The organism is Bradyrhizobium sp. SZCCHNRI2009 (assembly GCF_032485115.1).
Taxonomy (GTDB): Bacteria; Pseudomonadota; Alphaproteobacteria; order Rhizobiales; family Xanthobacteraceae; genus Bradyrhizobium.
On sequence record NZ_JAUEUH010000008.1, the window covers coordinates 111,405 to 135,170 of the forward strand.

A 23,766-nucleotide genomic window follows, 5' to 3' on the forward strand; every position below is an offset into this window, starting at 1 on the left:
GTCATCCCTCCACGAGTGCGGTGAACACGCGCCGCACTTCGGTCTGCGTTTCGCGCAGCCGCGCCTCGAGCGCCGAGAAATCCGGCGCGTCGCCCGCCCGGGCCATCACCCGCAGCAGGTCCTCGCCGGCCTGATCCGGCTTGAACTTGTCGCTGACGCACAGCCGCACGATCTGCGTCAGATCGTGATACAGCCGCGCGGCCTGACGCAGGATCACGGCTTCAGCGCGCGGCAGCACGCCGAGCCGCTCGGCATTGTCGAGCACCGCAAGCGTGCTGACATCGAGAATCTCCGGCGTCGTCGCGGCATGGACGAGCTGCAGATATTGCGCGACGAAGTCGATGTCGACCATGCCGCCGGCGGCGTGCTTGAGGTCCCACAGATCGGCCTCGCCCTTCTCGGCCGCGATCGCGCGGCGCATGTCGGCGACGTCGCGCGCGATCGCGCTCCTGTCGCGCGGACGCTGCAGCGCGGCCTGGATGATCTCCTCAATCCGGGCCCGAAACGCCGGCGACGCCGAGATCACCCGTGCCCGCGTCAGCGCCATGTGCTCCCAGGTCCACGCCTCCTGCTCCTGGTAATGCGCAAAGGAGTCGATGTGCGAGGCCAGCGGGCCGGCGCGGCCCGACGGCCGCAGCCGCATGTCGATATCGTAGAGCACGCCGTAATTGGTGCGCGAGGTGAAGGCCGAGATCAGCCGCTGGGTGAAGCGCGCGAAGTAGTGCGCGCCCTGCAGCGAGCGCTCGCCGTCGGAATCCGGCGCATCGCCGTCGAAGTCGTAGAGCAGGATCAGGTCGAGATCGGACGAAGCCGTCATTTCGCGCGCGCCGAGCCGCCCCATCGCGACGATCGCGGTCTCCTGGCCCTTGATGCGGCCGTGCTGGGCGGCGAAGCGCTCCGTCACGAGATCATGCACGGTGTGCACGATGCCCTCGGCGACGTCGGCGAAGGCGGTGCCGGCCTGCTGCGCCGACACCGTGCCGGAGAGGATGCGCGTGCCGATTAGGAACAGGCTCTCCTGGCCGAACAGCCTGAGACGATCGAGAAACTCCTCATAGGTCCCGGCATCCTTTAGCGTCGACGCCAGCCGCTCTGACAATTCGCGCCGGTCGGGGATCGCGCCGAAGAAGCGCGGATCGATCAGGCCGTCCATCAGCCGCGGCTGCCGCGCCAGCATGTCGCCGAGCCGGGGCGCCGCCCCGAGCACGAGCGCGACGAGCGCCACGAGATCGCGGTTCTGCCCGAGCAGGGTGATCAGGCGGCCGCCGAGTTGCAGCGCCTGCAGGAAGCGGTCGAAGGCCACGACGGCGCGATCCGGCTCGTCGGCATGCGCGAGGCCATCGATCAGCGCGGGCAGGAAATCGGTGAACGCGGTGCGCGTCGCATCCGTGCGGAACACGCGGTACTCGCCCGCCAGCCATTGCTGCAGGGTCTTGGCGACCATCACCGGATCGCGGAAGCCCAATCCGGCAAGATGCTCCATCAGGCGCGGCTCGTCGGGACCGGCGCCGTAGTTCACCGCCGGCAGGCTGACGGTGCCGGTGGGATCGCCCTCGAACAGCCTGGCGTAATGTCCCTGCACGACGTCGAGATGGAACAGCAGATCGGTCGCGAACCGCTCGCGGCTGTCGTAGCCGAAGAAGCATGCGAAGCGGCTCACGCCCTCGACATCGTCGGGCAGGCTGTGGATCTGCTCGTCCGCCATCATCTGCAGCCGGTGCTCGACCCTGCGCAGGAACTCATAAGCCGTGGTGAGCTCGTCGCGCGCCTGCTCCGTGATCCACTTGCTGGCGGTGAGCACGTCGAGCGCCTGCAAAGTCGGACGGACGCGCAGCTCGGGATGACGGCCGCCGGCGATCAACTGCTGAGTCTGGGCAAAGAACTCGATCTCGCGGATGCCGCCGCGCCCGACCTTGACGTTGTGGCCTTCGACCGCGATCTCGCTGTGGCCGCGATAGACCTGCATCTGCCGCTTCATGTCGTGGACGTCGGTCAGCGCCTGGAAGTCGAGATGCTTGCGCCATACGAACGGCGACAGCTCCGCCAGCATCGCCTCGCCCGCGACGACGTCGCCGGCACAGACCCGCGCCTTGATCATCGCGGCGCGTTCCCAGGTGCGGCCCTCGCGCTCGTAGTAATGCAGCGCTGCCTCGGTCGACATCGCCACCTGCGTCGAGGCCGGATCCGGCCGCAGCCGGAGATCGACGCGGAACACATAGCCGTCCGCGGTGCGGCTCTGCAGCAGCCGCGCCATCGCTTGCGTCACGCGGACGAAGAACGGCTGCGGCTCGATGTCGCGCGCCAGCGAGTTGATCTCGGGATCGAAGAACACGATCAGGTCGATGTCGCTCGAATAGTTGAGCTCGCCCGCCCCCATCTTGCCCATCGCGAGCACGAACAGGCCGCTGCCCTGCTCCGGATCGTCGGCATCGACGGGCGCGAGCCGGCCGCGCACCGTCTCCAGGCGCAGCAGATACCGCAGCGCCATCTGCACCGAGGACACCGCGACGTCGGTCAGCCCCGCCGTCACCTGCATAACCGGCCAGACGCCGCCGATGTCGCACAGCGCGATCAAGAGCGCCGCCTCGGATTTCAGCCGCCGCAGCAGGCTCATCACCTCGGCTTCGCTGGAAGCGGCAAACACCTCGCGCCCGGTGCGGGCGATCCGCTCGGCGAGATGCGCCTGCGGCTCGCTGCGCAAGAGACGGTCCAGGCGATGGCCGTCGGCGCGGACGAGATCGAACAGATAGGGCGAGCACTCGGCAATCCCGAGCAGGATGGTTCGCGGCCAGCCGTCGGCGAGCAGCTGGTGGAGCGAGGCGGCCAAGGACGGCTCGAGCTCGGCGAGCCACTCGTGGAGGCGCTGTTCGGCTTTGTCGGGCGCACGGACATGTGGGCCGGCAACGAAACGTTCGGCCAGCATCTGCCCGTCCGCGTTTCCCGGCGCGGATGAGATCATGCGGCCTTCTGTGGCACATCCTGCGCCGGCGCCGCAAGCTTCGCGGGCACGCCGGCACCAGCCGGCAGCACCAGCGTCGCGATCAGCCCCGGCCTGGCATCGGCGAGCCGGAGCTCGCCGCCATGCAGGGTCGCGACGGCGGACGCCAAGCTGAGACCGAGGCCGGAACCGGGCAAAGTGCGGCTCGCCTCCAGCCGCACGAAACGCTCGACGGCGCGCTTGCGCTCGGCCTCGGGAATGCCCTCGCCATGATCGGTCACGCTGAGCAGCACCTGTCCGCCCTCGCGCCGCGCCTCGATCAGGATTTCGCGGCTATCAGCGGCGGCGGCGGCATCGAGCGGCAGCGCCGCCGGCTTGCCGTATTTGATCGCGTTCTCGACGAGATTGGCGAGCGCCTGGCTGATCAGCTCGCGATTGCCATGCACCGGCGCGGCCGCGGCCTTGACCCGCAAGGTCATCTCATTGTCCTCGGCCAGCGGCTCGTACAATTCGTGGATGCCGCCGGCGACCTCGGCCGCATCGAACTCGACCATGTCGCCGCGCGCCTGCCCGGACTCCGCCCGCGCGATCATCAAGAGCGCGTTGAACGTGCGGATCAGGCCGTCGGATTCCTCGATCGTGCGCTCCAGCGCCGCGCGATATTCGTCCTCGGAGCGCGACTTCGCCAGCGCCTCCTCGGCGCGGTTGCGCAACCGCGTCAGCGGCGTCTTGAGATCATGCGCGATGTTGTCGGAGACCTCCTTGAGGCCGGTCATCAGCGCCTCGATGCGCTCCAGCATCGCGTTGAGATTTTCCGCCAGGCGATCGAGCTCGTCGCCGCTGCGCCCGACCGGCAGACGGCCGGAGAGATCGCCATCCATGATCCGCCGCGTCGTGCCGGTCATGGCATCGATCCGGTGCAGCACGCGCCGCGCGACAAAGATGCCGCCGCCGATGCCGAGCACCACCACCACCAGTACCGACCATTGCGCCGCCTTGGCGACGATGCCGAACAGGCGGCGGCGCTCCTCGAGATCGCGGCCGATCAAAAGCCGAAAACCGCTGGAGAGCTGCGTGACATACACCAGCGCGCGATGGCTGTGCTCGGTGCTGTCGTCGAGCCGCCGGTAGAACGTCTCCGACCAGCCGGACGAGCCCATCACGCCCGGCGCCAGCGAGCCGACATTGCCGGCGATCGCCTGCCCGGTCGGCGTGGTGATGAGATAGAGATTGGCGCCCGGCCGCAGCGCGCGGCTCTCGATCGCGCCGACGATTCCGCGCAGGCCCCAGCGGGCGAAGATGTCGGTCATCTCGCTGATCTCGGAGGTGACCGTGGTCGAGATCTGCTCGGTGATGAGCCGGCGGGTGTTCCAGGCGAAATAACCGAGCAGCGAGGCGGCGAACAGCGCAAACAACAGCAGATAGACCAGCGTCAGCCGGAACGCCGTGGTGCGGATCAGCTTACCGAAGGCCGTCACGGATCATGTACCCCGCGCCGCGGATGGTGTGGAGCAGCGGGCGGTCGAACCCCTTGTCGATCTTGGAGCGCAGCCGCGAGATGTGGACGTCGATCACGTTGGTCTGCGGATCGAAATGATAGTCCCAGACGTTCTCCAGCAGCATCGTGCGCGTCACCACCTGCCCGGCATGCTTCATGAGATATTCGAGCAGGCGGAACTCGCGCGGCTGCAGCGTCAGCTCATCCTTGCCACGCGCGACCCGGTGCGACAGGCGATCGAGCTCGAGATCGCCGACCTTGTAGGTGGTCTCCTCGGCCGGGCCGCCGTGGCGGCGCGACAGCACCTCGACGCGGGCGAGCAGCTCGGCGAAGGCATAGGGCTTCGGCAGATAATCGTCGCCGCCGGCGCGCAGGCCCTTGATGCGGTCATCGACCTGGCCGAGCGCCGACAGAATGAGCACGGGCGTCCGGTTGCCCTTGTCGCGCAGCGCGCCGATCAGCGACAGGCCGTCGCGCTTGGGCAGCATGCGGTCGACCACCAGCACGTCGTAATCCCCGCTGTCGGCCATGGCGAGCCCCTCCTCGCCGTCGCTGGCGAGGTCTGCGACATGTCCGACCTCGCGGAACGCCTTGACCAGATAGTCGGCGGACTCGCGGTCGTCTTCGATGATCAGGAGGCGCATTGCGGAAACGGGGGCGGCGGTCACGGTTCGATGTCCATCTACATGGACCGGCCGCCGTTTCCGTGCAAGGCGGCATGGGCCCGGGGTTGATCGGCAGCAAAGTGGGCGGTGAGGCTGGGGGACCTCACCGCCCGAGTTCCTTCCGACGGAGGGGGGGCGTTGTCCAACGGAAGGTTTGCGGGAGCGGAACTTTAAGCCCGCCCCCAGGAAGAGCCACCGGCGCGGGGGCACATGCCGGCGGTCTCCCATCTCGTAAGGGCCTTATCTCGTAAGGGCCTTGGCCCTCGCTCAGCCCTTGGCCAGCGGCACCGCGACGAAGCGCGACTGCCCGCCGCTCTTCACACGCATCAGCACGCTGTTCTTGTTGTCGGCCTTGGCGGCGTTGATCGCTTCGCGCACGTCACCGGCCGAGGTCACCGACTTGCCCGCGACCTCCAGGATGACGTCGCCTTCCTTGAAGCCGCGATCGGCGGCCGCGCTCTTCGGATCGACCTCGGTGACGACGACGCCGTCCTTGCCGGCGCCGGCGACGCTCGACGCGGGCGCCACGGTCATGCCGAGCTTCGGCACGTCGGCGCCGCGGGTCGGGCTCGCATTGTCGCCGCCGGTGTCGGCCTTGGCCTCGATCGTGTTCGGCAGCTTGCCGAGCGTCAGGTTGATGGTCTTGTCCTCGCCCTTGTGCAGGACGTTGAGCTTGACCGAGGCGCCCGGCGCGATGCCGCCGATGGTGCGGGCGAGCTCACGCGCGTCCTTCACCGGCTCGCCGTTGACCGCGGTGATGACGTCGCCGGACTGGATGCCCGCCTTCGCCGCCGGGCCGTTGGCCTGGGGCTCGGCGACCAGCGCGCCCTCGGCCTTCTTCATGCCGAGGCTGTCGGCGATGTCCTGCGTCACCGGTTGGATCTGCACGCCGATCCAGCCGCGGCTGACCGAGCCGTTGTCCTTGAGCTGCGCCACCACGCTCTTCACCGTCGAGGCGGGGATCGAGAACGCGATGCCGACGCTGCCGCCGGAGGGCGAGTAGATCGCGGTGTTGACGCCGACGACATTGCCGTCGACATCGAACGCCGGACCGCCGGAATTGCCCTTGTTCACGGGCGCGTCGATCTGGATGAAATCGTCATACGGGCCGTTGCCGATGTCGCGGCCCACCGCCGAGACGATGCCGGCCGTCACCGTGCCGCCGAGGCCGAACGGGTTGCCGACCGCCAGCACCCAGTCGCCGATCCGCGGCTTGCCGTCGGCGAGCTTGGCGAACGGGAAGTTCGTGCTGCCCTCGACCTTGATCAGCGCCAGATCCGTGCGCGGGTCGGTGCCGATCACCTTGGCGCTGTAGGTCTTGCCGTCGTCGGTCGTCACCTCGACCTTGTTGGCGCCGTCGACCACGTGGTTGTTGGTCACGGCATAGCCGTCGGCGGAGATGAAGAAGCCGGAGCCCTGCCCGGTCACGGCGCGACCGCCACCGCGGCCGCCGCGACCCGGCATGCCGGGAATGCCGTTCTCACCGCCGAAGCGGCGGAAGAAGCGCTCCATCGGCGAGCCCGGCTGGAACGGCGTATCGTCGTCGCTGTCGTCCTTGGCGACCTTCTCGGCGATGTTGACCTTGACCGAAATCACCGACGGCTTCACCCGCTCCACGATGTCGGCAAAGCCGACCGGGCGCGCGACCTTGCTGACCTCGTTGGCGACCTGCGCATGGGCCGAGGTCGAGAACAGGTCGAGCGGCGCCCCCTGCGGCGACAGGCCATAGGCGGCGACGCCGAGGCCCGCGACGACGGAGGCCATCAGCGCGAACTTGCGCGCCGAGAACAGCCCGCGCCGGGGCTGGCGATAGGACGGAAGGGAGGACAGGTCGGTCGGACGGTCAGTCATACGGTTTTCTCCGCAAGCGATTTTGGTCAAGGTCTAAAACTTGGGTCCCGGGCTGTGCGCCCCGTTCGCCAGTGAAGATGGGGGCTGCCGCCTTACGGCGTGCTGGCTGCGGCGTTAAACTTCTGTAATGGATGGACACGAACACTGCGGCGGAATGGCGCAGATGGTGGAGCGAGGCGGAAAAGCCTTGCGAGACCAGGGGCTTGCCCACGTCCCGGCCGCCCCGTAGCGGCCATCATTTTGGCCGGTCCGACCAAAGTCGTAACCCCCGTAGGGCGGGTTGGCCGCAGGCGTAACCCGCCGCCTTTCCAACAGCCCCGATCCAGCCGCCGCACATCCGCCCGCACCTGAGCCAGCCCCCGGCGGATGACGCTTGCGCTCATCCGCCTACCCGTCCGGTGCGCTCGCAATGACGCCCGGAGCAACTATCCTGATCCCCACTATCAAACAGCATGTGGAGAAAACTAACCGCGCGTCGAGCCTCCACATCCTCGCGACGCATCCCGCGCCCGAGTCATGCCCTTCAAACTCGCACCCTCGCATCGAGGGCACAGGGAAGGCCGGGCGCTGGCCGCGCCCGTGGCCCGCCTGCGGAAAAAAATGCAGGCGGCAGGTACCACAGGTCTGGCCGAACACGCCCGGCCCTCCCTGTGCGATGGTGTTAACGGTTATACGTGATCTCCCCGGGGACCGGCTGTCTTGCCCCCGTCACCGGCGGATCATCACCACCGGCTTGGCCGCAGCATCGGGCGACCAGGACCACACGATTTCACATCCGTGATCCGCCGTTCGTCGGCGAGGCCAAAGCCCCGCTGCGGCAGCCCGCGTCCATCGCATTCCGCAACCCGCGTCCGTGACGATCGCGATACGCTCCCTCAGCGGTACGGAACGCGGTGGAAGATACGGGTGATTTGGGGGAGAACGCAAGAGGATTTTTGATTTTCGGAATAAAGCCACCCATTTTACGACCCCACGATTTGGCTAATAGGAAGGGCCGCAACGAAATTCGGGAAACGATCAGCCGTAATCCCTATAAATTTTCGGGATTGCAACTTCAGGCAACACCCCGCTCCGAATGAACTCTGATACTCTAGCTTGCGATTCAATTCGCCAGTCATTGCATTGCTGTCAGGCATCTCCAATCAGCTTGACGACGCCGCGAAGCGAGCGCCCCAACAGTGATACGCAATCTCACATTATGGGTCGGAGCTTCTGCTGTACGTGTGGGAAGACTATGGGTGCCTGCTCGCAACACTGAAACGGTGCTGGCGAGGTACACCAAGCAAACTTTCTGTCTCACTGGCCACGAGCAGTTCCCATATTGTTTTCTAGGCTCCGCAACGGCAGTTCGATGGCACGACAAGTACTTTCTTTTATGGTGTCGCCACCAAACGAAAGATTACGCACCTGATGATGTCACGATCCCAATCGAGGACGGAAAGATACTTGTGTCGGGATCGCGCCTTCTTTTCGTAAGCACCGATAGCAGCAGTATTGACGAAGATTTCAACGATCTACAGGCAATGGAGTTCGTGCCTGAAAACTATCAATCTCCAAATCTTGAATCGGCATTCTTTCCAATCCAGGAGAGCGATGCGTGGAACGGAAATTCCGACACTCAATTCTACCTGTTTGGTTATCCTACGGAGTACCGAAGCGTTGACTACGAGATCCCGCATGTACATCTAAAACAGGTAGTCACCACCGGAAACTACATCGGAGCGAGCCATGCCCGGCATGTGCATCGTATAAAGATCACAGGCAAGACGCCTTTTTCTCAAGACGGCTTGAGTGGCGGCCCCATCTATCATATCGCACGAGACAGGAATTCCTACTTCGTAGGACTTGCTGGAATAATGATACGCGGTGGAAATCAGCACGTTTACTTCATCGACGTCCGGTTTATTTTGTCGCTTCTCCGATCGGCTTGGCCAGCATGATCAGGAGCAAGCACAGCCGGACGAACGTTGCGACACCAAGGTTTATCTCTGAAGCTCGTGTGTTCCCGGATCGCGCCATGTATTTTCAGCCGCAGGTGTGACGCGAGCAGCCGCCACAAACTCCACCGTCGTCCCCGCGAACGCGGGGACCCATAATCCGCGGCGGTCCTTGCTTAGAACGACTGGTCCCACATCTCGCCAACGACATCTTCCTGTGGTTATGGGTCCCGGATCGGCGCGTGCTGCGCACGCTTGTCCGGGACGACAGCGGAGCGCTTGGTGACGGCTCGCCCATCGACGATCCGAAGGGCGGCTTAGCCGAAGACGTAAGCCGCCGCGTTAGTGGTCGGGTGGCGATGGCGGATTACGCTGCGCTAATCCGCCCTACTCGTCCGACGCCGGAGCTACACACCGTGCTCCCATCACGCCACCTGCAACGACCCAAGGAACCTGCTCACCTCGCGCTTCAGCCGCCCGCTCTCCGCCGACAGCGACCGTGCCGCCGACAGCACCTGCGACGACGCAGACCCCGTCTCCGACGCTCCCCGCTGCACGTCGTCGATGTTGCGGGAGACGCGCTGGGTGCCGTTGGCGGCGTGCTGGACGTTGCGGGAGATTTCTTGCGTCGCGGCGCCCTGCTCTTCGACGGCGGCGGAGACGGCCGCTGCGATCTCCGACAGGCGGCCGATGGTGCTGCCGATCTCCTTGATCGAGCCGACCGACTCCGCGGTGGCGGCCTGGATGCCGGAGACCTGCTGGGCGATCTCGCCGGTGGCCTTGGCGGTCTGCTCGGCCAGCGCCTTGACTTCGGCCGCGACGACCGCGAAGCCGCGGCCGGCTTCGCCCGCGCGCGCCGCCTCGATGGTGGCGTTGAGCGCCAGCAAATTGGTCTGGCCGGCGATGCTACTGATCAGCTCGAGCACGTCGCCGATGCGGGTCGCGGCCTTCGACAGGGTGCCGACGCGCTCATTGGTGCGGTTGGCCTGCGCCACGGCCTCGCTGGCGATGCGCGCGGATTCCTGCACTTGGCGGGAGATCTCGCTGACCGAGGACGACAGCTGCTCGGCGGCGGAGGCCACCGTCTGCACGTTGGACGAGGCCTCCTGCGAGGCGGCGGCGACGTCGGCCGACAGGTCCTGGCCGCGCGCGGCCGTGCTGGTCAGCGTCCCGGCAGAGGCTTCGAGCTCGCTAGAGGCGTGCGACACCGCATCGACGATCTCGCCGACCGCCTGCTCGAACTGGCGGGCGAGCTTCGCCATGTCGTCCCGGCGCTCGTGCTCGCGGCGCGCCTCGGCGTCCGCATGCTCGGCGCGCAGCCGCTCGGTCTCGGCCATGTTGTCCTTGAACACCTGGATCGCCGTCGCCATGGCGCCGATCTCGTCGCTGGCGCCGCGGCCGGGAATTTCGACGGCGACGTCGCCGCTCGCGAGCCGCCCCATCGCCCGCGTCATCGACGCCAGCGGGCCGACGATGCTGCGCGCGATCAGGACCGCGACGAGGCAGCCGAACAGGATGGCGGCGGCGCCGACCAGCATCTGCAGCGAGATGGTGCTGTCGATGGCGCCCTCGGCGCGCGCGCGAGAAGCGTGATAGTCGGCATTCACGCCGGCCTCGGCGGCCTTGAGCGTGTCGATGCTCCGGGCGATCAGCGGCTCGATCGCGGTGGCGTAGATGTCCTCGGACTTCAGCGCGGCGGCGGCGGTGGCCTCGAACGCGGTCTTGTTCAGCTCCAGCGAGGCCCTCACCGGCGCGATCGCGGCCAGCACGCCCGCCGGCGGCGACGCGCCCTCCAGCGTGGCGAGCCGCTGCTCGACATTGTCGACGCCGGCGCGGAAGGCGGAGGCGGACTTGGTGTCGCGCAGCGCCAGGAAGCGCCAGGTCGCGATGCGGACGAGCTGCAGGCGGGCGTCGATGTCCGCGACCGCGGTCATGACCTCCGGCTCCTTGCTGATGCGCGCGGCGATCGACAGCTTGGCGGCCTTGGCGGCGAGGTCCTCGCCGCCCGGCAGCAGCGCGGCGCGGCCGGTCTTCATCTGCTTGACCGCATCCTGCAACTGATCGCGCTGGGTCTTCATCTGCGCGATCTCGCCGGTGAGATCGCCATAGAGCTTGCGCTGCTCCGCCGACAGCCAACCGGCGGTGGCCGCCTGCAGCAGCGCGGTCGCCGCCGCCTCGCGCTCGGCGGCCTCCTTGAGCGCCGGCTCGTTGGCGTCGTGGATGTAGCGCAGGTTGGCGCGCTGGATCGCCTGCAAATGGTTGGAGATCTGCAGGATGCGCGCGGTCGCGTCCGACAGCGCCGACATGCTCGCGACCTGGTCGCGCACGGCCCACAGGTTCCACACCGCCACGGCCGCCATCACGGCACCGGCGACGATGAGCGCCGCAAAGCCGGCGTAGAGACGCCCCCTGATCTTCAAGCTCATCATGTCCTCGTCCGCTCCCCCAAGAGCGGCAGGCGGGCGAACTGACGTCGCCACGCGCCTGCCCCGCAGCATCGGCCGCCTGGCTGGCGACTCACAGCTATGCTGTATGCACGATGGGGGATATTTACTAATAGCGGGTTAGACGGCCGCGGCTCGCAGCTGCCGGTGTGACGCGAGCGGCCTCCACCAACTCCGATGTCGTCCCTGCGAACGCAGGGACCCATACTCCGCGGCGGTTGTCGTGAAACAAGACTGGTCCGACATCCCGCACAACAGCATCTCCCTGTGGCTATGGGTCCCTGCGTTCGCAGGGACGACAGCGGAGGACTGGGTGACGGCTTCGCGTGATGGCGGGGACGACGCTCTCTCCGCCGTCATTCCGGGGCGCGCGTGAGCGCGAGCCCGGAATCCATAGCCACGACTCGCAGTTGGTGGAGCAATACGCCGAAACGGCCCGTCGCCACCACAACCGCTCGTGGTTATGGATTCCGGGCTCATTCGCGTGCCGCGAATGCCCCGGAATGACGGCGGAGATGATGGCTGGCTGTTGTCGTGCGGCGCTAGCCGCCCGATCAGCTTGCCTTCACGCTCACGATGAACGCATCCACCTCGCGCTTCAGCGTCTCGGCCTGTTGCGACAGCTCGCCGGCGGCGTCGCGGGCCTCAGAGGCGAGGCGGCCGGTTTCGGCGGAGGTGGAGCTGATCTGGGCGATGTGGTTGGAGACGTCGAGGGTGCCGCGGGCGGCTTCCTGGACGCTCCGGGAGATGTCCTGGGTGGCGTTGCGCTGCTGCGAGGTGTCGACCTCGATGCCGGACATGATGGCGCTGATCTCGCTGAGCGTGGTCGAGATGCCGTCGATGGCGCCGCGGGTCTCGGCGGTGATGCCCTGGATGCTGGCGACGTGGGCCGAGATCTCGTCGGTCGCCTTGCTGGTCTGGTTGGCGAGGTTCTTCACCTCCGAGGCGACGACCGAAAAGCTCCGGCCGGCCTCGCCGGCGCGGGCGGCCTCGATGGTGGCGTTCAGCGCCAGCAAATTGGTCTGCGAGGCGATCGCCTGCACGAGCTGGACCACGGCCCCGATCTTCTCGGCGGCGTCCGACAGCGCGTGGATGGTGTTCTTGCTCTTCTCGGCCTGCGAGGCCGCGCCCTCGGCGCGCTGGGTGGCGTCGGAGACGCGGCGGCTGATGGTGCCGATCGAGCTCGTCATCTCCTCGGTCGAGCCGGCCACGGTCTGGACGCTGCGATTGGCGTGGTTGGCGGCGGCCTCGACCGCATTGGCCTTGGCCGAGGTATCGTTGGCGGCGCGCGACAGGGTCTCGGCATTGCTCTTCAGCCGGATGGCCGAGGACGCCACGCTGCTGACGACGCTGGCGACGAGGTCGTTGAAGGAATGGATGCGGCCGTCGAGAAAGCGCGAGCGCTCGCCCTGGCGCTGCGCCTCCTGCAATTCGCGCGCGGTGAGGCGCTGGCGCTCGATGCCGTTGGTCTTGAACACCTCGAGCGCGCCGGCGAGCTGGCCGATCTCGTTGCTGAGGCCGAGGCCGGGAATGCGCGTGTCGTATTTCTGGTCGGCGACGTCGCGCATGGCCGAGACCATCGCGGCGAGCGGGCGCAGGATGCCGTTCTGCACGGCGGCATAGGTCATCAGGCAGACGGCGCTGGCGAACACCGCGATGGCCGCGCAGGCCATCAGGAAGTAGGAGAACGCCGACTGCGCCTGGTGATAGATCAGCATCGCATGATCACGCGCCGGGCCGCTGAGATTGGCGAAGTCCGACGACAGGCTGGTGATCTGGTTGTTGAGATAGAGCACCGCGATGAAGCCGGTGCCGCCGCCGATCGCCAACAGCATGAGGAGAGAGGCGACGACGCCTCCCACGAGGAAGCGGATCGTCAGATTGCTGTTGGAGAACATCGGCTTTGCCCGGGTACGTCAGACGGAATGTCAACGCACACTTCCAGACAAAGGTAAAATAAGCTGAAAGCGCGGGTAGGTGCGGAGCACGGGAAAGCACGGGGGTTTTGCGGATCGACGGCGCGTTCTCATTTGCTGCGCACGCTTCTTACTCGCGACAGCCGGCCTTCGCACCACGCGCGCTTTCAGCCCGCCTCTCTCCGTCGTCATGGCCGGGCTTGACCCGGCCATCCACGTCGTCCGGCACTCTGGGATCCACGTGGATGCCCGGGTCAAGCCCGGGCATGACGGAGTAACTAACTGGCAGGGGATCGTGGCGTTAGCGGATCATCACGTCGCCGGCGGCTTCTCGGCGGCCATCAGCGCGGCGAGCCGCGCCTCCTCCTCGGCCGTCAGCTTCGGCGTGGCCTCCGCGCCGCGCTGGCCGCGGCGGCGGACCTGCCACCACAGCGCCAGGCCACCGCCGAGCAGCAGCACCGGCGGCAGCAGCCACAGCAGGAGGGTCTGGCGCTCGAACCGCGGCTTCAGCAGCACGAACTGGCCGTAGCGCGCGACCAGGAAGTCGAGCACTTGATTATCACTATCACCGGCGGCGAGACGCTCGCGCACCAGCAGGCGCAGGTCGCGCGCCAGCGGCGCGTCGGAATCGTCGATCGACTGGTTCTGGCAGACCATGCAGCGCAGCTCGCGCGACAGCGCGCGGGCGCGCTGCTCCTTGGCGGTGTCCGACATGACCTCGTCGGGCTGCACCGCATGCGCCACCGGCGAGCTCAACAGCAGCAGCGCGAGCGCGAGGAAGCCAAGACTGCGTCGCATCCGCCCTACTCCGCCGGCTGCAGCGCGCGCGCGGCACGCGCCGGCCGCGGCGCGCCGACGCGCAGGCGCCGGTCGGACAGCGACAGCAGGCCGCCGAACGCCATCAGCACCGGACCGAACCAGATCAAGAGCACCAGCGGCTTGTGATAGATGCGCACGGCCAGCCCGCCGTCGGCGGTGGCATCGCCGAGCGAGACGTAGAGCTGGCTGACGCCGCGCGTCATCAGGGCGGCTTCCGTCGTCGACATGCCGCGGGTGGCGAAGCTGCGCTTGCTCGGCGTCAGGACGCTGAGCTGCCTGCCGTCCTCGCTGATGACGAAGGTGCTGACGACCTCGCTGAAATTCGGGCCCTGGCGCTGGCTCATGCCGTCGAACTTGATCTGGTAGCCGGCGAGATTGCGGACGTCGCCCGGACGCAGCGTACTGATCAGCTCGCTGTTCCAGGTGGTCTCGCAGACGATGCCGAGCAGCGCTATGCCGAGGCCGGCATGCGCGAACGCCGTGCCCCACACCGAGCGCGGCAGGCCGGCCGTCCGGTGCAGCGCGGTCCTGAACGGCACGCGGGCCACGCCGCTGCGCTCGACCAGATCGACGACCGAGCCGGTGATGACGAACACGCCGAGACCGATGCCGAGCGGCGCCAGCGCGCTGCCGCCGCGCGCCCAGGCCCAGACGATCGCGATCGCCACCAGCGCCACGACGCCGGCCGCGAGCAGCCGTTGGGTCGCCGCGACGAGGTCGCCGCGCTTCCACGCCAGCATCGGGCCGAACGGCACCATCAGCAGCAACAGCGCGAACAAGGGGCCGAAGGTGATGTTGTAGAACGGCGCGCCGACCGAGAGCTTGAAGTCGAGCGCCTCCATGATCACCGGGTACAGCGTGCCGAACAGCACGGTGGCGCAGGACACGGTGAGCAGCAGATTGTTCAAGACCAGCGCGCCCTCGCGCGAGATCGGCGCGAACAGGCCGCCCTGCTTCAGCGCGGTGGCGCGGCCGGCGAACAGCGTCAGGCTGCCGCCGATGAACAGCACGAGGATGCCGAGGATGAACACGCCGCGCGTCGGATCGCTGGCGAAGGCGTGCACCGAGGTGATGACGCCGGAGCGCACCAGGAAGGTGCCGAGCAGGGACAGCGAGAAGGTCAGGATCGACAGCAGGATGGTCCAGACCTTGAGCGCGTTGCGCTTCTCCATGACGACAGCGGAGTGCAACAGCGCGGTGCCGGCGAGCCAGGGCATCAGCGAGGCGTTCTCGACCGGGTCCCAGAACCACCAGCCGCCCCAGCCGAGCTCGTAATAGGCCCAGTACGAACCCATGGCGATGCCGAGCGTCAGGAAGATCCAGGCCATCAGGGTCCACGGCCGCACCCAGCGCGCCCAGGCGGCATCGATACGGCCTTCGAGCAGGGCTGCGATTGCGAACGAGAACGAGATCGAGAAGCCGACATAGCCGAGATAGAGCATCGGCGGATGCACGGCGAGGCCGATGTCCTGCAGCACCGGATTGAGATCGCGGCCCTCGATCGGCGGGTTGGCGAGCCGCGCGAACGGATTCGATGTGGTCAGGATGAAGAGATAGAACGCGGTCGCCACCCAGGCCTGGACCGCGAGCACGCGGGCGCGCAAGGACAGCGGCAGGTTGTTGCCGAAGGCCGCGACCATGGCGCCGAACAGCGCCAGGATCGACACCCACAGCAGCATCGAGCCTTCGTGGTTGCCCCACACGCCGGTGATCTTGTAGAGCAGCGGCTTCATCGAATGCGAGTTCTCGAACACGTTGGCGACGGAGAAATCCGAGGTCACGTGCAGGGTGATCAGCGCGATGAAGGAGAGACCGGCGAACAGCAATTGCGCCAGCGCGGCCGAGCGGCCGACATTCATCAGGGCGACGTCACGCTGATGCGCGCCGAGCATCGGCACGGTGGACTGGATCAGCGCCAGCGCAAGCGCCAGCACCAGGGCGTAATGTCCGCTCTCTGCAATCACTGCGTCGCTCCTGCCGCGCTCTTGTCAGTGCCCTCGCGCATCGACACCGGGCCCGGTTTGGCGCCGCCTTTCGGCTTGCCGTAATCGTCCTTCCAATGGCCCTGCTTCTTCAGGGCATCGGCCACTTCCTTCGGCATGTAGGTCTCGTCGTGCTTGGCGAGCACGGTATCGGCCTTGAACACGCCGTCGGCATCGAGCGCGCCCTCGGCGACGACGCCCTGCCCTTCGCGGAACAGATCCGGCAGGATGCCCTTGTAGGCGACCGGCAGCTTGGCGCCGCCATCGGCGACCTCGAAGCTGACGGCGAGATCGTCGCCGCGCTTCAGCGAGCCCGGCTGCACCAGGCCGCCGAGCCGGAAGCGCTTGCCCGGGCCGATATGCTTCTCTGCGACCATGGTCGGGGTCGAGAAGAACACGATGGAGTCGCGCAGCGCGTTGAGCACCAGCCCTGCGGCGACCGCGAGCACGAACAGCGCCCCGCCGATGATCGTCAAACGCCTCTGCTTGCGTGTCATCCCTTGATCCCGTTGGCGGCGGAAGCGCCGCTCATCCATCCAAGCCGAAAGTCTTCACGCCCTCGTTGAGCTGCCGCAACCGCTCGGCATCGCCGGACACCGCCTGCCGCGCATCCGACAACGCCCCCTTGGCCTTGTCGAGATCGCCCATCACGACATAGGCGCGCACCAGGCGCAACCAGCCCTCGACGTCGTCGCCATTCTGCTTCAGCCGCGCCGCCAGCCGGTCGACCATGCCGCGGATCATCGTCTCGCGGTCACCGTCGCTCATGCTCTTGGCCGCGGCCATCGCCTCGCTCGGCAGCGCCGGCACCTCGCCGCCGCCGACCCGGCCGAGCGCCGCCGTCACCAGCGGCCGCCACGGCGCATCCGCCGGCGCCTTGCCCAGCATCGCCCGCCAGATGTTGGCCGCATCGTCCTTGCGGCCGTCCTGCTCGGCGGCGAGACCGAGATAGTAGTTCGACTTCGGCTCGTCGGCCTCGAGCGCGTGAGCCCGCTCGAACTCCGCCTTGGCCTCGGCAGTGACGACGCCGCCAGCGGCGGCCGTGATCATCTCGCCGAGATCGGCGCGCTTGGCCGCGCCGTCGCCGGCATAGGTGATCATGTTGCGATAGGCCCGAATCGCGTCATCGGTGCGGCCGAGCCGCGCCAGCACCGGGGCGAGCACGGTCCAGCCGCGGCCGTCGGTCGGGTTCTTCTGCAGGTGCTGCTCGACCTGCGCCACCAGCGTTTCCAGCGGCTGCGTCCCGTTGGGCGGCGCCGCGCGTGCGGTGAGCGGGAAATCCGGCAGTTGCGGCGAGCCGAGCGGCAGGTAGACCGCGAGCGCCACGATCGGCACCCCGATCAGCGCCAGCACGGCCGACGCGCGGCGCAGGCCGAGGCTCGGCTTCCCCGCGGCCTCGCCCTCCTGGTCCGCGGCGGCCAGAAGGCGGCGGCCGATCTCGACCCGCGCGGCTTCCGCCTCGACCTTGCCGATCAGCCCGGTTTCGACGTCGCGCTCGATCTCGGCCAGCTGATCCTTGTAGACGACGACCTCGCGACCGCCAGACGCGGCCCGCGCGCCCAGGCCGAGCGGCAGCAGGACGGCGAAGATCGCCGCGGCCGTCATCACGGCGAACACGAACCAGAGAGTCATCGGACAGAGTTCCAGTCAGCGCCCACCGGCAGGCGCGCCTCGCGCCGCTTTTAACCAGCACCGTTCCCGGCGGCAATTCACATTTGCCGCCGTGGTAGCGCAACCGTCCGCGCCAAAAAACTCAGGAGGATTACGTAATTAGGGGACCTCGAACTCAGCGCTCTTGGCGAGATAGCTGCCGTGCCCGTTCAGGGCCATAAGGAAATAGGTGCCCGGCCGGACATGGTCGGTGAGCCTGATCCGCAGCGACCCGACCGGGACCGGAGAGGCGATGGTGGTGACGGGATCGGGAAGTGGCGCCCCGCTCGTCTTGTCGACGAGCACGACCTTGGCCTTGATCATGAGGTTGCGATAGGTCGCGCGGACGACGCGGTTCTCGACCTCGACGAAGTTGATGACGGAAATCATGGTCTTGATGAAAATGGATGGAACTTGGCGGAACCTATGCGTGGCCCCGGGGCGAGGTCAACCTGAAATTGCAAAATCAAAAACGTCGACAGACTAGCAGAAAATCTCAACCGGCGCGCGAGGATTTTCGCTCGCCGTTCATCGCGTTCTCGGCCGACCTGCTCATCAATTGGGCGTAGTCGTTGCCGAACAGGACGTGACAGAAGCGGATCGCCGCCGACACCTGCGACTGCCGATAGGCGCGCGCCCGCGCGTCGCCCGAGCGCAGCGACTGCACCAGCGCTTCGGTGGCCTTCTCGACATATTGCTGCAGATCGGAATAGGTCCGCAGCGTCACCTCGTTGATCGCGAGCTCGCTGGCATAGTTGCGGCAGACGGCAACGAACTCGATCAGTGCCGCCACCTCCTCGACCTCGCTGCCATCGACGCCGGCGCCGGCCGGAATGTCCTTGTCGGCGCGCTGGCGCAGGATGCGGCGGACGCGGCCAGGCACGCTGTCGATCTCCGATTGCAGGGCATTGGAGATGTCGGCGCGGATCGCGGTGAGCTGCTTGCCCCAGTTCGAATCCGAGCGCAGGTCGAGCTCGGTGCGCAGGCCGCGAACGCCGTCATGCAGCGTCTTCAGCGTATCGCCGAGATCGGAGAAATGACCGCGCCGGATGTCGGCGCGCAGCACCGAGGCGAGACCGGCGAGATCGTTGAGCGCGATGGTGACGGCGACGCCGAACGGGGTCGCGGCGACCCTGATCTCGTCATCGGAGGCGGCGATCTTGGTGGCGAGACGGATGATCTGCCAGGGCGCGGCGAGCCGCTGCATCACCAGCGACAGTGCGAACGGCAGCATCGAGGGCGTCTGCAGCGACGGCACGTTGATGGCTTCGGTGACGGAGGCAATCTGCGAATCGCCGAGCACGCGGATGATGCCGGGCAGCCGGCCGTTGAGGCCGTCGAGCGCCTCGCGGTTCTGCAGCACCAGCGCGATCGGCAGCAGATCCTCGATCACGCTGGGGGCGCCGATGCGGGCCAGCGCGCGCTGGCGGTCGCCGGTCGCGTTGGGGCCGACGAGGTTCATCAGCGCCTCGGCGGCGGCGCGCTGCAGCTTGCGTGCGGCCATCTCGACCTCGCGCGAACTGTCGCCGGAGACCGACATCGCGGCCTCGAATTCGGCGTAGCGCTCCGGCGCGCCTTCGCGACCGAGCCACTGCCAGACCGGCAGCAGCGAGGCACGGCGGATCTGGCCGGGACGGAGAGGACCGGTGGAATCGGTGAGGAACGGGTCGAGCGGCCGGAACAGCCGACGCGGGCCATCGCCGCTCTGGCGGCGCTCGTCGCGGCCTTGCGGACGGGCGACCTCGATGGCGGGTTGGGGCCGCGCCGGGTCGGCTGCTGGAGCGGGAGCCGCCGGCGCGACGGGCCGCACCACCTTGCGCAGCTGCTCGAGCACCAGGGTCGCCACGGCGACGTCCTGGCCGCGCTCGATGGCGCGCTCGAATTCGCGCATCAGGAGCGACTGCGCGTTCGGCGGCAGCTGCCCGAGATATTCCCTTAACCGCTCGTGAGCTGTCTGACCCATGCGCCGGCGTGCAAATTTCCACGGCGAGAGCGCACATCGCGCACCCCTGCCCGAACCATAGCGTCCGCGGTATTAAGAACACCTTTAGGATGGCGAAATTCGCCGCCCCGTCAAACGCCGGGAAGTCTCAGCTCCGCCCGCAGTCCCCCGGTCGGGGCATCGCCCAGGGTCAGGCGGCCGCCATAGAGCGCAGCCAGATCGGTGACGATCGACAGCCCGAGCCCCGACCCCGGCTTGGATTCGTCCAGCCGCTGGCCGCGCCGCAGCACCTGGGCGCGCTCGGCCGCCGAGAGGCCGCGGCCATCGTCATCGACCACGATCCGCAGCATCGGCGAGGCCCCGGACTGGGCCGGCGGCTCCACGGTGAGCTCGACCGAGACCCGCGAAGCCGCCCATTTGCAGGCATTGTCGACCAGATTGCCGACCATCTCCTCCAGATCCTGGCGCTCGCCGCGAAACCTCGCGGCGGGATCGGCGGTCGCCTCGACCACGATGCTGCGGTCGCGGTAGATCTTTTCCATGGTGCGGCGCAGCGCCTCGACGGCCGGCGCCACCTCCGTCACGGTGGACACGATGGTGACGCGCGCGGCGATCCGCGCCCGCTCGAGGTGGTGAGCGACCTGGTCGCGCATGACGTCCGCCTGCTCCATCACCTTGGCCGCGAACGGGTCCGCCGCATGGGTCGCCGCTTCGTTCACGATGACCGAGAGCGGCGTCTTGATGGCATGGGCGAGATTGCCGACATGCGTGCGCGCCCGCTCGACGATCTCGCGATTGGCGTCGATCAGGGCATTGGTCTCGCGGGCCAGCGGCGCGATCTCCACCGGAAACTCCCCTTCCAGCCGCTCGGCGCGCCCGGACCGGATGTCGGCGATCGATTCGGAGATGCGTTTCAGCGGCGCGAGGCCATAGCGGACCTGGAAGATGGTCGTGAGCAGCAGCACGATCCCGAGCGCGGTGAAGGTGCCGCCGAGGTAGTAGTCGAAGCTGCGGGTCTCGTCGAAGATCTCCGAGGCATCGCCGGCGACGCTGACCAGGAACTTGCCGTCGGAGCCGAGATCCACCGGGCGCTCGACCATGCGCAGGTCCTGGTTCTCCGGCCCTTCGACATAGCCGATCCGGATCCCGGCCGCCGTCAGCTCGATCCCCTGCTCCTCCAGCTTGGGCAGCTTCTTGTCCCACAGCGAGCGCGAGGCCCGTACCTCCGGCTTCTCGGCGTCGGTGCGGGTGATCTGCCAGTACCAGCCGGACAGCGGCAGCTCGAACAGCGGCTCGCCCAAGGACTGGAATTGGCGGTCCGGCGGATCGTCGGGGGTGGCGACCTCGGCGATCAGGGTGCGGAGATAGAGGTTGAGCCGGCGATCGAAGGCGCGCTCGGTCGCATTGCGATACACCGAGGACAGCACGATGCCGGTGATGGCGAGGATGACCACGAGCCACGCGGTCGCGGACAGGAACAACCGGGTGGCAAGTGAACTCTGGCGCATGACCGCAAACTAGCGAAACGGCCGGCGCCCGGCCACCTCGAATGGCTGGCTCCGGAAACGGATCAGGCGCCTGCGGCCGGCGGCGGGGTCAGCAGGTAGCCGAGGCCGCGCACGGTCTGGATGACGTCGCAGTCGAGCTTCTTCCTGATGCGGCCGACGAACACCTCGATGGTGTTCGAGTCGCGGTCGAAGTCCTGGTCGTAGAGATGCTCGACCAGCTCGCTGCGCGAGACGACGCGGCCGGAATGATGCATCAGATAGGATAGCAGGCGGTATTCGTGTGAGGTCATCTTGACGGGGTTGCCCGACACGCTGACCTTGCCGGTGCGGGTGTCGAGGGTGACCGGCCCGCAGGTCAGCTCGCTCTGGGCGTGGCCGGCCGAGCGGCGCAGCAGCGCGCGGATGCGCGCCAGAACCTCTTCCAGGTGGAAGGGCTTGGCAACGTAGTCGTCGGCACCGGCGTCGAAGCCCTGGACCTTGTCGCTCCAGCGGTCGCGCGCGGTGAGAATCAAGACCGGCATCGCCCGGCCATTGCGCCGCCACGCCTCCAGCACCGAAATGCCGTCCATCTTGGGCAGGCCGATGTCCAGCACGACAGCGTCGTAGGGCTCGCTGTCGCCCAGATAGTGCCCTTCCTCCCCATCGAACGCACGGTCCACGACGTAGCCGGCGTCGCTCAGGGCCGTGGTGAGCTGACGGTTGAGATCCGGATCGTCCTCGACAACGAGCAGACGCACGCTTGCCTCCAAAGCTGAACTGCACGATTTCCGCCCTCAAGATGAACCGGAAGGCCGTGAACCGTGCATGAACGGAACCCGAGCGACCAGGTTACTTTTTGGTCATCTCGATCGGGACCGCCGGCAGGGGCCGACAGAATTGGGGCGGATATAAGCTCTGAAAGACGGGCATGAGAAGACCCGCCGCACGGATGGCGGGGCTCGAACGCGGATCTGAGGGACGCGGACGGACGTTACCCGGCCACGCAATGGAGCGGATCGAACGGTCCTCGCGTCAGGTGCGGAAGAACACGAACCAGATCAGGCCAAGGACGAGCAGCGCCAGTCCGGTGGAGATGGCCAGGATCGCCAGGACGGACGGTCCAGGCTCGCCCTGCCGCGCTTCGGTGGGGGTCTCGACGATCTGCGTCGGTCGTCTGGCTGCCATGGTGCCCTCAGCTCACTGTTATTCGCATTCCGAGCGGTGAAGCGGTCTGTCACGCACTCCCGTTGGCAACGTCGGCAGCCAGATGATGTTCCGGGGCGGCGCCCCCTGCGACGGGTTAACGCCGATCCGAGAATCTGCCGGCCAGCTTGTTGAATCCGCAGCCTCGGGTGTTATCCTCGCGGCTGCCGCGAGAACGACGCCCGCAGCAGTCCGGTTCGGAGCAAGCCGTTAGTTCGGAGTTAAGTGGAGTAGGTCATGGCCCCGCGCGCCAATTGGAAGGGTTTTCTGCGCCTGTCGCTCGTGACCTGTCCGGTCGCGCTCTATCCGGCGACGTCGGAGTCCGAGAAGGTCTCCTTCAACCAGATCAACCGCAAGACCGGCCACCGCATCAAATACAGCAGGGTCGATGCCGAGACCGGCGAGGAAGTCGCCAATGACGACATCGTCAAGGGCTACAAGGTCGACACCGACACCTACATCGAGGTCACCAAGGACGAGCTCGAGGACATCGCGCTGGAATCGACGCACACGATCGAGATCGACGAGTTCGTGCCGCGCACCGACATCGACAGCCGCTATCTGATCCGTCCCTATTATCTCGTCCCCGACGGCAAGGTCGGCCACGACGCCTTCGCGGTCATTCGCGAGACCATCCGCAGCATGGACAAGGTCGCGATCGGCCGGGTCGTGCTCACCAATCGCGAGCACATCATCTCGCTGGAGCCGCTCGGCAAGGGCCTGATGGGAACGCTGCTGCGCTACCCTTACGAGGTGCGCAACGAGGAAGAATATTTCGACGACATCCAGGATGTGAAGATCACCAGCGACATGCTGGATCTCGCCAAGCACATCGTCGAGAAGAAATCTGCCGACTTCCAGCCGGAGAACTTCGAGGATCACTACGAGGCCGCGCTGATCGAGCTCATCAACAAGAAGCGCAGCGGCGTGACCATCGCCGCCAAGGCTGCACCGAAGTCGAGCGGCAACGTCATCAACCTGATGGACGCCCTGAAGCGCAGCCTTGCCAGCGAGGGTGACAAGGCGCCCGCCGCTGGCGCCCCCGCGCCGAAGGCCAAGGCCAAGAAGCCGAAGAAGCGCGTCGAAGGCCAGCGCGAGATGCTGCTGCCGATCAGCGGCAAGAAGGCCAAGGACGAGCCGAAGAAGGCCGAGGAGCCGAAGAAGTCGGAGAAGCCGGCACGAACCACCGCACGCTCACGCAAGGCCAGTTGAGGCTTCGATACGGCGAACGACATCTGAACCTTCGCGCGGCGCACGGGTCCCTGTGCATAACGGTCGCTCGACCGCGACTACGGCGAGTTCCAGCTGTTGCCGTGGGCACGCCATCGCGCGTGGTGTTGCGGGTCATCCACCAAGGACACCGCATCGATCGTCCCCCCAATTGGTGGAAAAAATATCTGCCTAGGTCAGGTAAGTCGATCCTGCGATGGTGGT

Annotated in this window: 17 protein-coding genes; 2 read left to right on the plus strand and 15 right to left on the minus strand. The window is 67.1% G+C overall.

What is annotated here, in order from left to right:
• Position 1 precedes the first annotated feature (1 nt).
• The 4 genes from QX041_RS26100 to QX041_RS26115 form a co-directional block, all read right to left on the minus strand.
• Positions 2-2,959, minus strand: a complete 2,958-nt coding sequence (locus QX041_RS26100) for a bifunctional [glutamine synthetase] adenylyltransferase/[glutamine synthetase]-adenylyl-L-tyrosine phosphorylase (RefSeq protein WP_316167009.1) — start codon at positions 2,957-2,959, stop codon at positions 2-4.
• Positions 2,956-4,416 carry a sensor histidine kinase gene (locus QX041_RS26105; RefSeq protein ID WP_315716154.1) on the minus strand — a complete coding sequence of 487 codons (1,461 nt, stop codon included), beginning with the start codon at positions 4,414-4,416 and terminating at the stop codon, positions 2,956-2,958. Before QX041_RS26105 ends, QX041_RS26100 begins: the two co-directional genes overlap by 4 nt.
• Positions 4,400-5,080, minus strand: a complete 681-nt coding sequence (locus tag QX041_RS26110; RefSeq protein ID WP_315716199.1) for a response regulator transcription factor — start codon at positions 5,078-5,080, stop codon at positions 4,400-4,402. Before QX041_RS26110 ends, QX041_RS26105 begins: the two co-directional genes overlap by 17 nt.
• A 288-nt stretch (positions 5,081-5,368) precedes the next feature.
• Positions 5,369-6,952, minus strand: a complete 1,584-nt coding sequence (locus tag QX041_RS26115) for a Do family serine endopeptidase (protein WP_315828278.1) — start codon at positions 6,950-6,952, stop codon at positions 5,369-5,371.
• Between the two features lie 1,238 nt (positions 6,953-8,190).
• On the opposite strand from QX041_RS26115, the gene QX041_RS26120 reads away from it, so the two are divergent.
• The gene (locus QX041_RS26120; RefSeq protein WP_315828277.1) at positions 8,191-8,892 is read left to right on the plus strand and encodes a hypothetical protein; all 702 of its coding nucleotides are present in this window, start codon (positions 8,191-8,193) and stop codon (positions 8,890-8,892) included.
• Positions 8,893-9,314: 422 nt separating this feature from the next.
• Here QX041_RS26120 and QX041_RS26125 read toward each other — a convergent pair whose 3' ends face one another.
• The 11 genes from QX041_RS26125 to QX041_RS26175 form a co-directional block, all read right to left on the minus strand.
• Positions 9,315-11,318 carry a methyl-accepting chemotaxis protein gene (locus QX041_RS26125; RefSeq protein WP_316167010.1) on the minus strand — a complete coding sequence of 668 codons (2,004 nt, stop codon included), beginning with the start codon at positions 11,316-11,318 and terminating at the stop codon, positions 9,315-9,317.
• A gap of 569 nt (positions 11,319-11,887) precedes the next feature.
• Positions 11,888-13,231: a HAMP domain-containing methyl-accepting chemotaxis protein gene (locus QX041_RS26130; protein WP_316167011.1), complete on the minus strand. Its 1,344-nt coding sequence runs from the start codon at positions 13,229-13,231 to the stop codon at positions 11,888-11,890.
• A gap of 330 nt (positions 13,232-13,561) precedes the next feature.
• Positions 13,562-14,047: a cytochrome c-type biogenesis protein gene (locus QX041_RS26135; protein ID WP_316167013.1), complete on the minus strand. Its 486-nt coding sequence runs from the start codon at positions 14,045-14,047 to the stop codon at positions 13,562-13,564.
• Between the two features lie 5 nt (positions 14,048-14,052).
• A complete protein-coding gene (locus tag QX041_RS26140; protein ID WP_316167015.1) occupies positions 14,053-16,032 on the minus strand; it encodes a heme lyase CcmF/NrfE family subunit in 1,980 nt (659 codons plus the stop codon).
• Entirely contained in the window at positions 16,029-16,547 is a 519-nt protein-coding gene (gene ccmE / locus QX041_RS26145; protein WP_315753052.1) for a cytochrome c maturation protein CcmE, read from the minus strand. The genes QX041_RS26140 and ccmE overlap by 4 nt, the downstream gene beginning before the upstream one ends.
• A gap of 31 nt (positions 16,548-16,578) precedes the next feature.
• A complete protein-coding gene (gene ccmI, locus QX041_RS26150) occupies positions 16,579-17,682 on the minus strand; it encodes a c-type cytochrome biogenesis protein CcmI (protein WP_315716146.1) in 1,104 nt (367 codons plus the stop codon).
• A 138-nt stretch (positions 17,683-17,820) separates the two neighbouring features.
• Positions 17,821-18,090 (minus strand): hypothetical protein, encoded by a 270-nt coding sequence (locus QX041_RS26155; RefSeq protein WP_315716145.1) that lies wholly within the window; start codon positions 18,088-18,090, stop codon positions 17,821-17,823.
• 106 nt (positions 18,091-18,196) lie between these two features.
• On the minus strand, positions 18,197-19,663 hold the full coding sequence (locus QX041_RS26160; RefSeq protein ID WP_316167017.1) for a hypothetical protein: 1,467 nt from the start codon (positions 19,661-19,663) through the stop codon (positions 18,197-18,199).
• Positions 19,664-19,773: 110 nt separating this feature from the next.
• On the minus strand, positions 19,774-21,150 hold the full coding sequence (locus QX041_RS26165) for a sensor histidine kinase (RefSeq protein WP_316167019.1): 1,377 nt from the start codon (positions 21,148-21,150) through the stop codon (positions 19,774-19,776).
• Positions 21,151-21,212: 62 nt separating this feature from the next.
• Complete coding sequence (locus tag QX041_RS26170; protein WP_006614547.1) at positions 21,213-21,887, minus strand: response regulator transcription factor; 675 nt, start codon at positions 21,885-21,887, stop codon at positions 21,213-21,215.
• Positions 21,888-22,161: 274 nt separating this feature from the next.
• A complete protein-coding gene (locus QX041_RS26175) occupies positions 22,162-22,314 on the minus strand; it encodes a hypothetical protein (RefSeq protein ID WP_315756472.1) in 153 nt (50 codons plus the stop codon).
• 255 nt (positions 22,315-22,569) lie between these two features.
• Between QX041_RS26175 and QX041_RS26180 the strand changes: the two genes are divergently transcribed.
• Positions 22,570-23,544 (plus strand): Ku protein, encoded by a 975-nt coding sequence (locus tag QX041_RS26180; protein ID WP_315828270.1) that lies wholly within the window; start codon positions 22,570-22,572, stop codon positions 23,542-23,544.
• Positions 23,545-23,766: the final 222 nt, after the last annotated feature.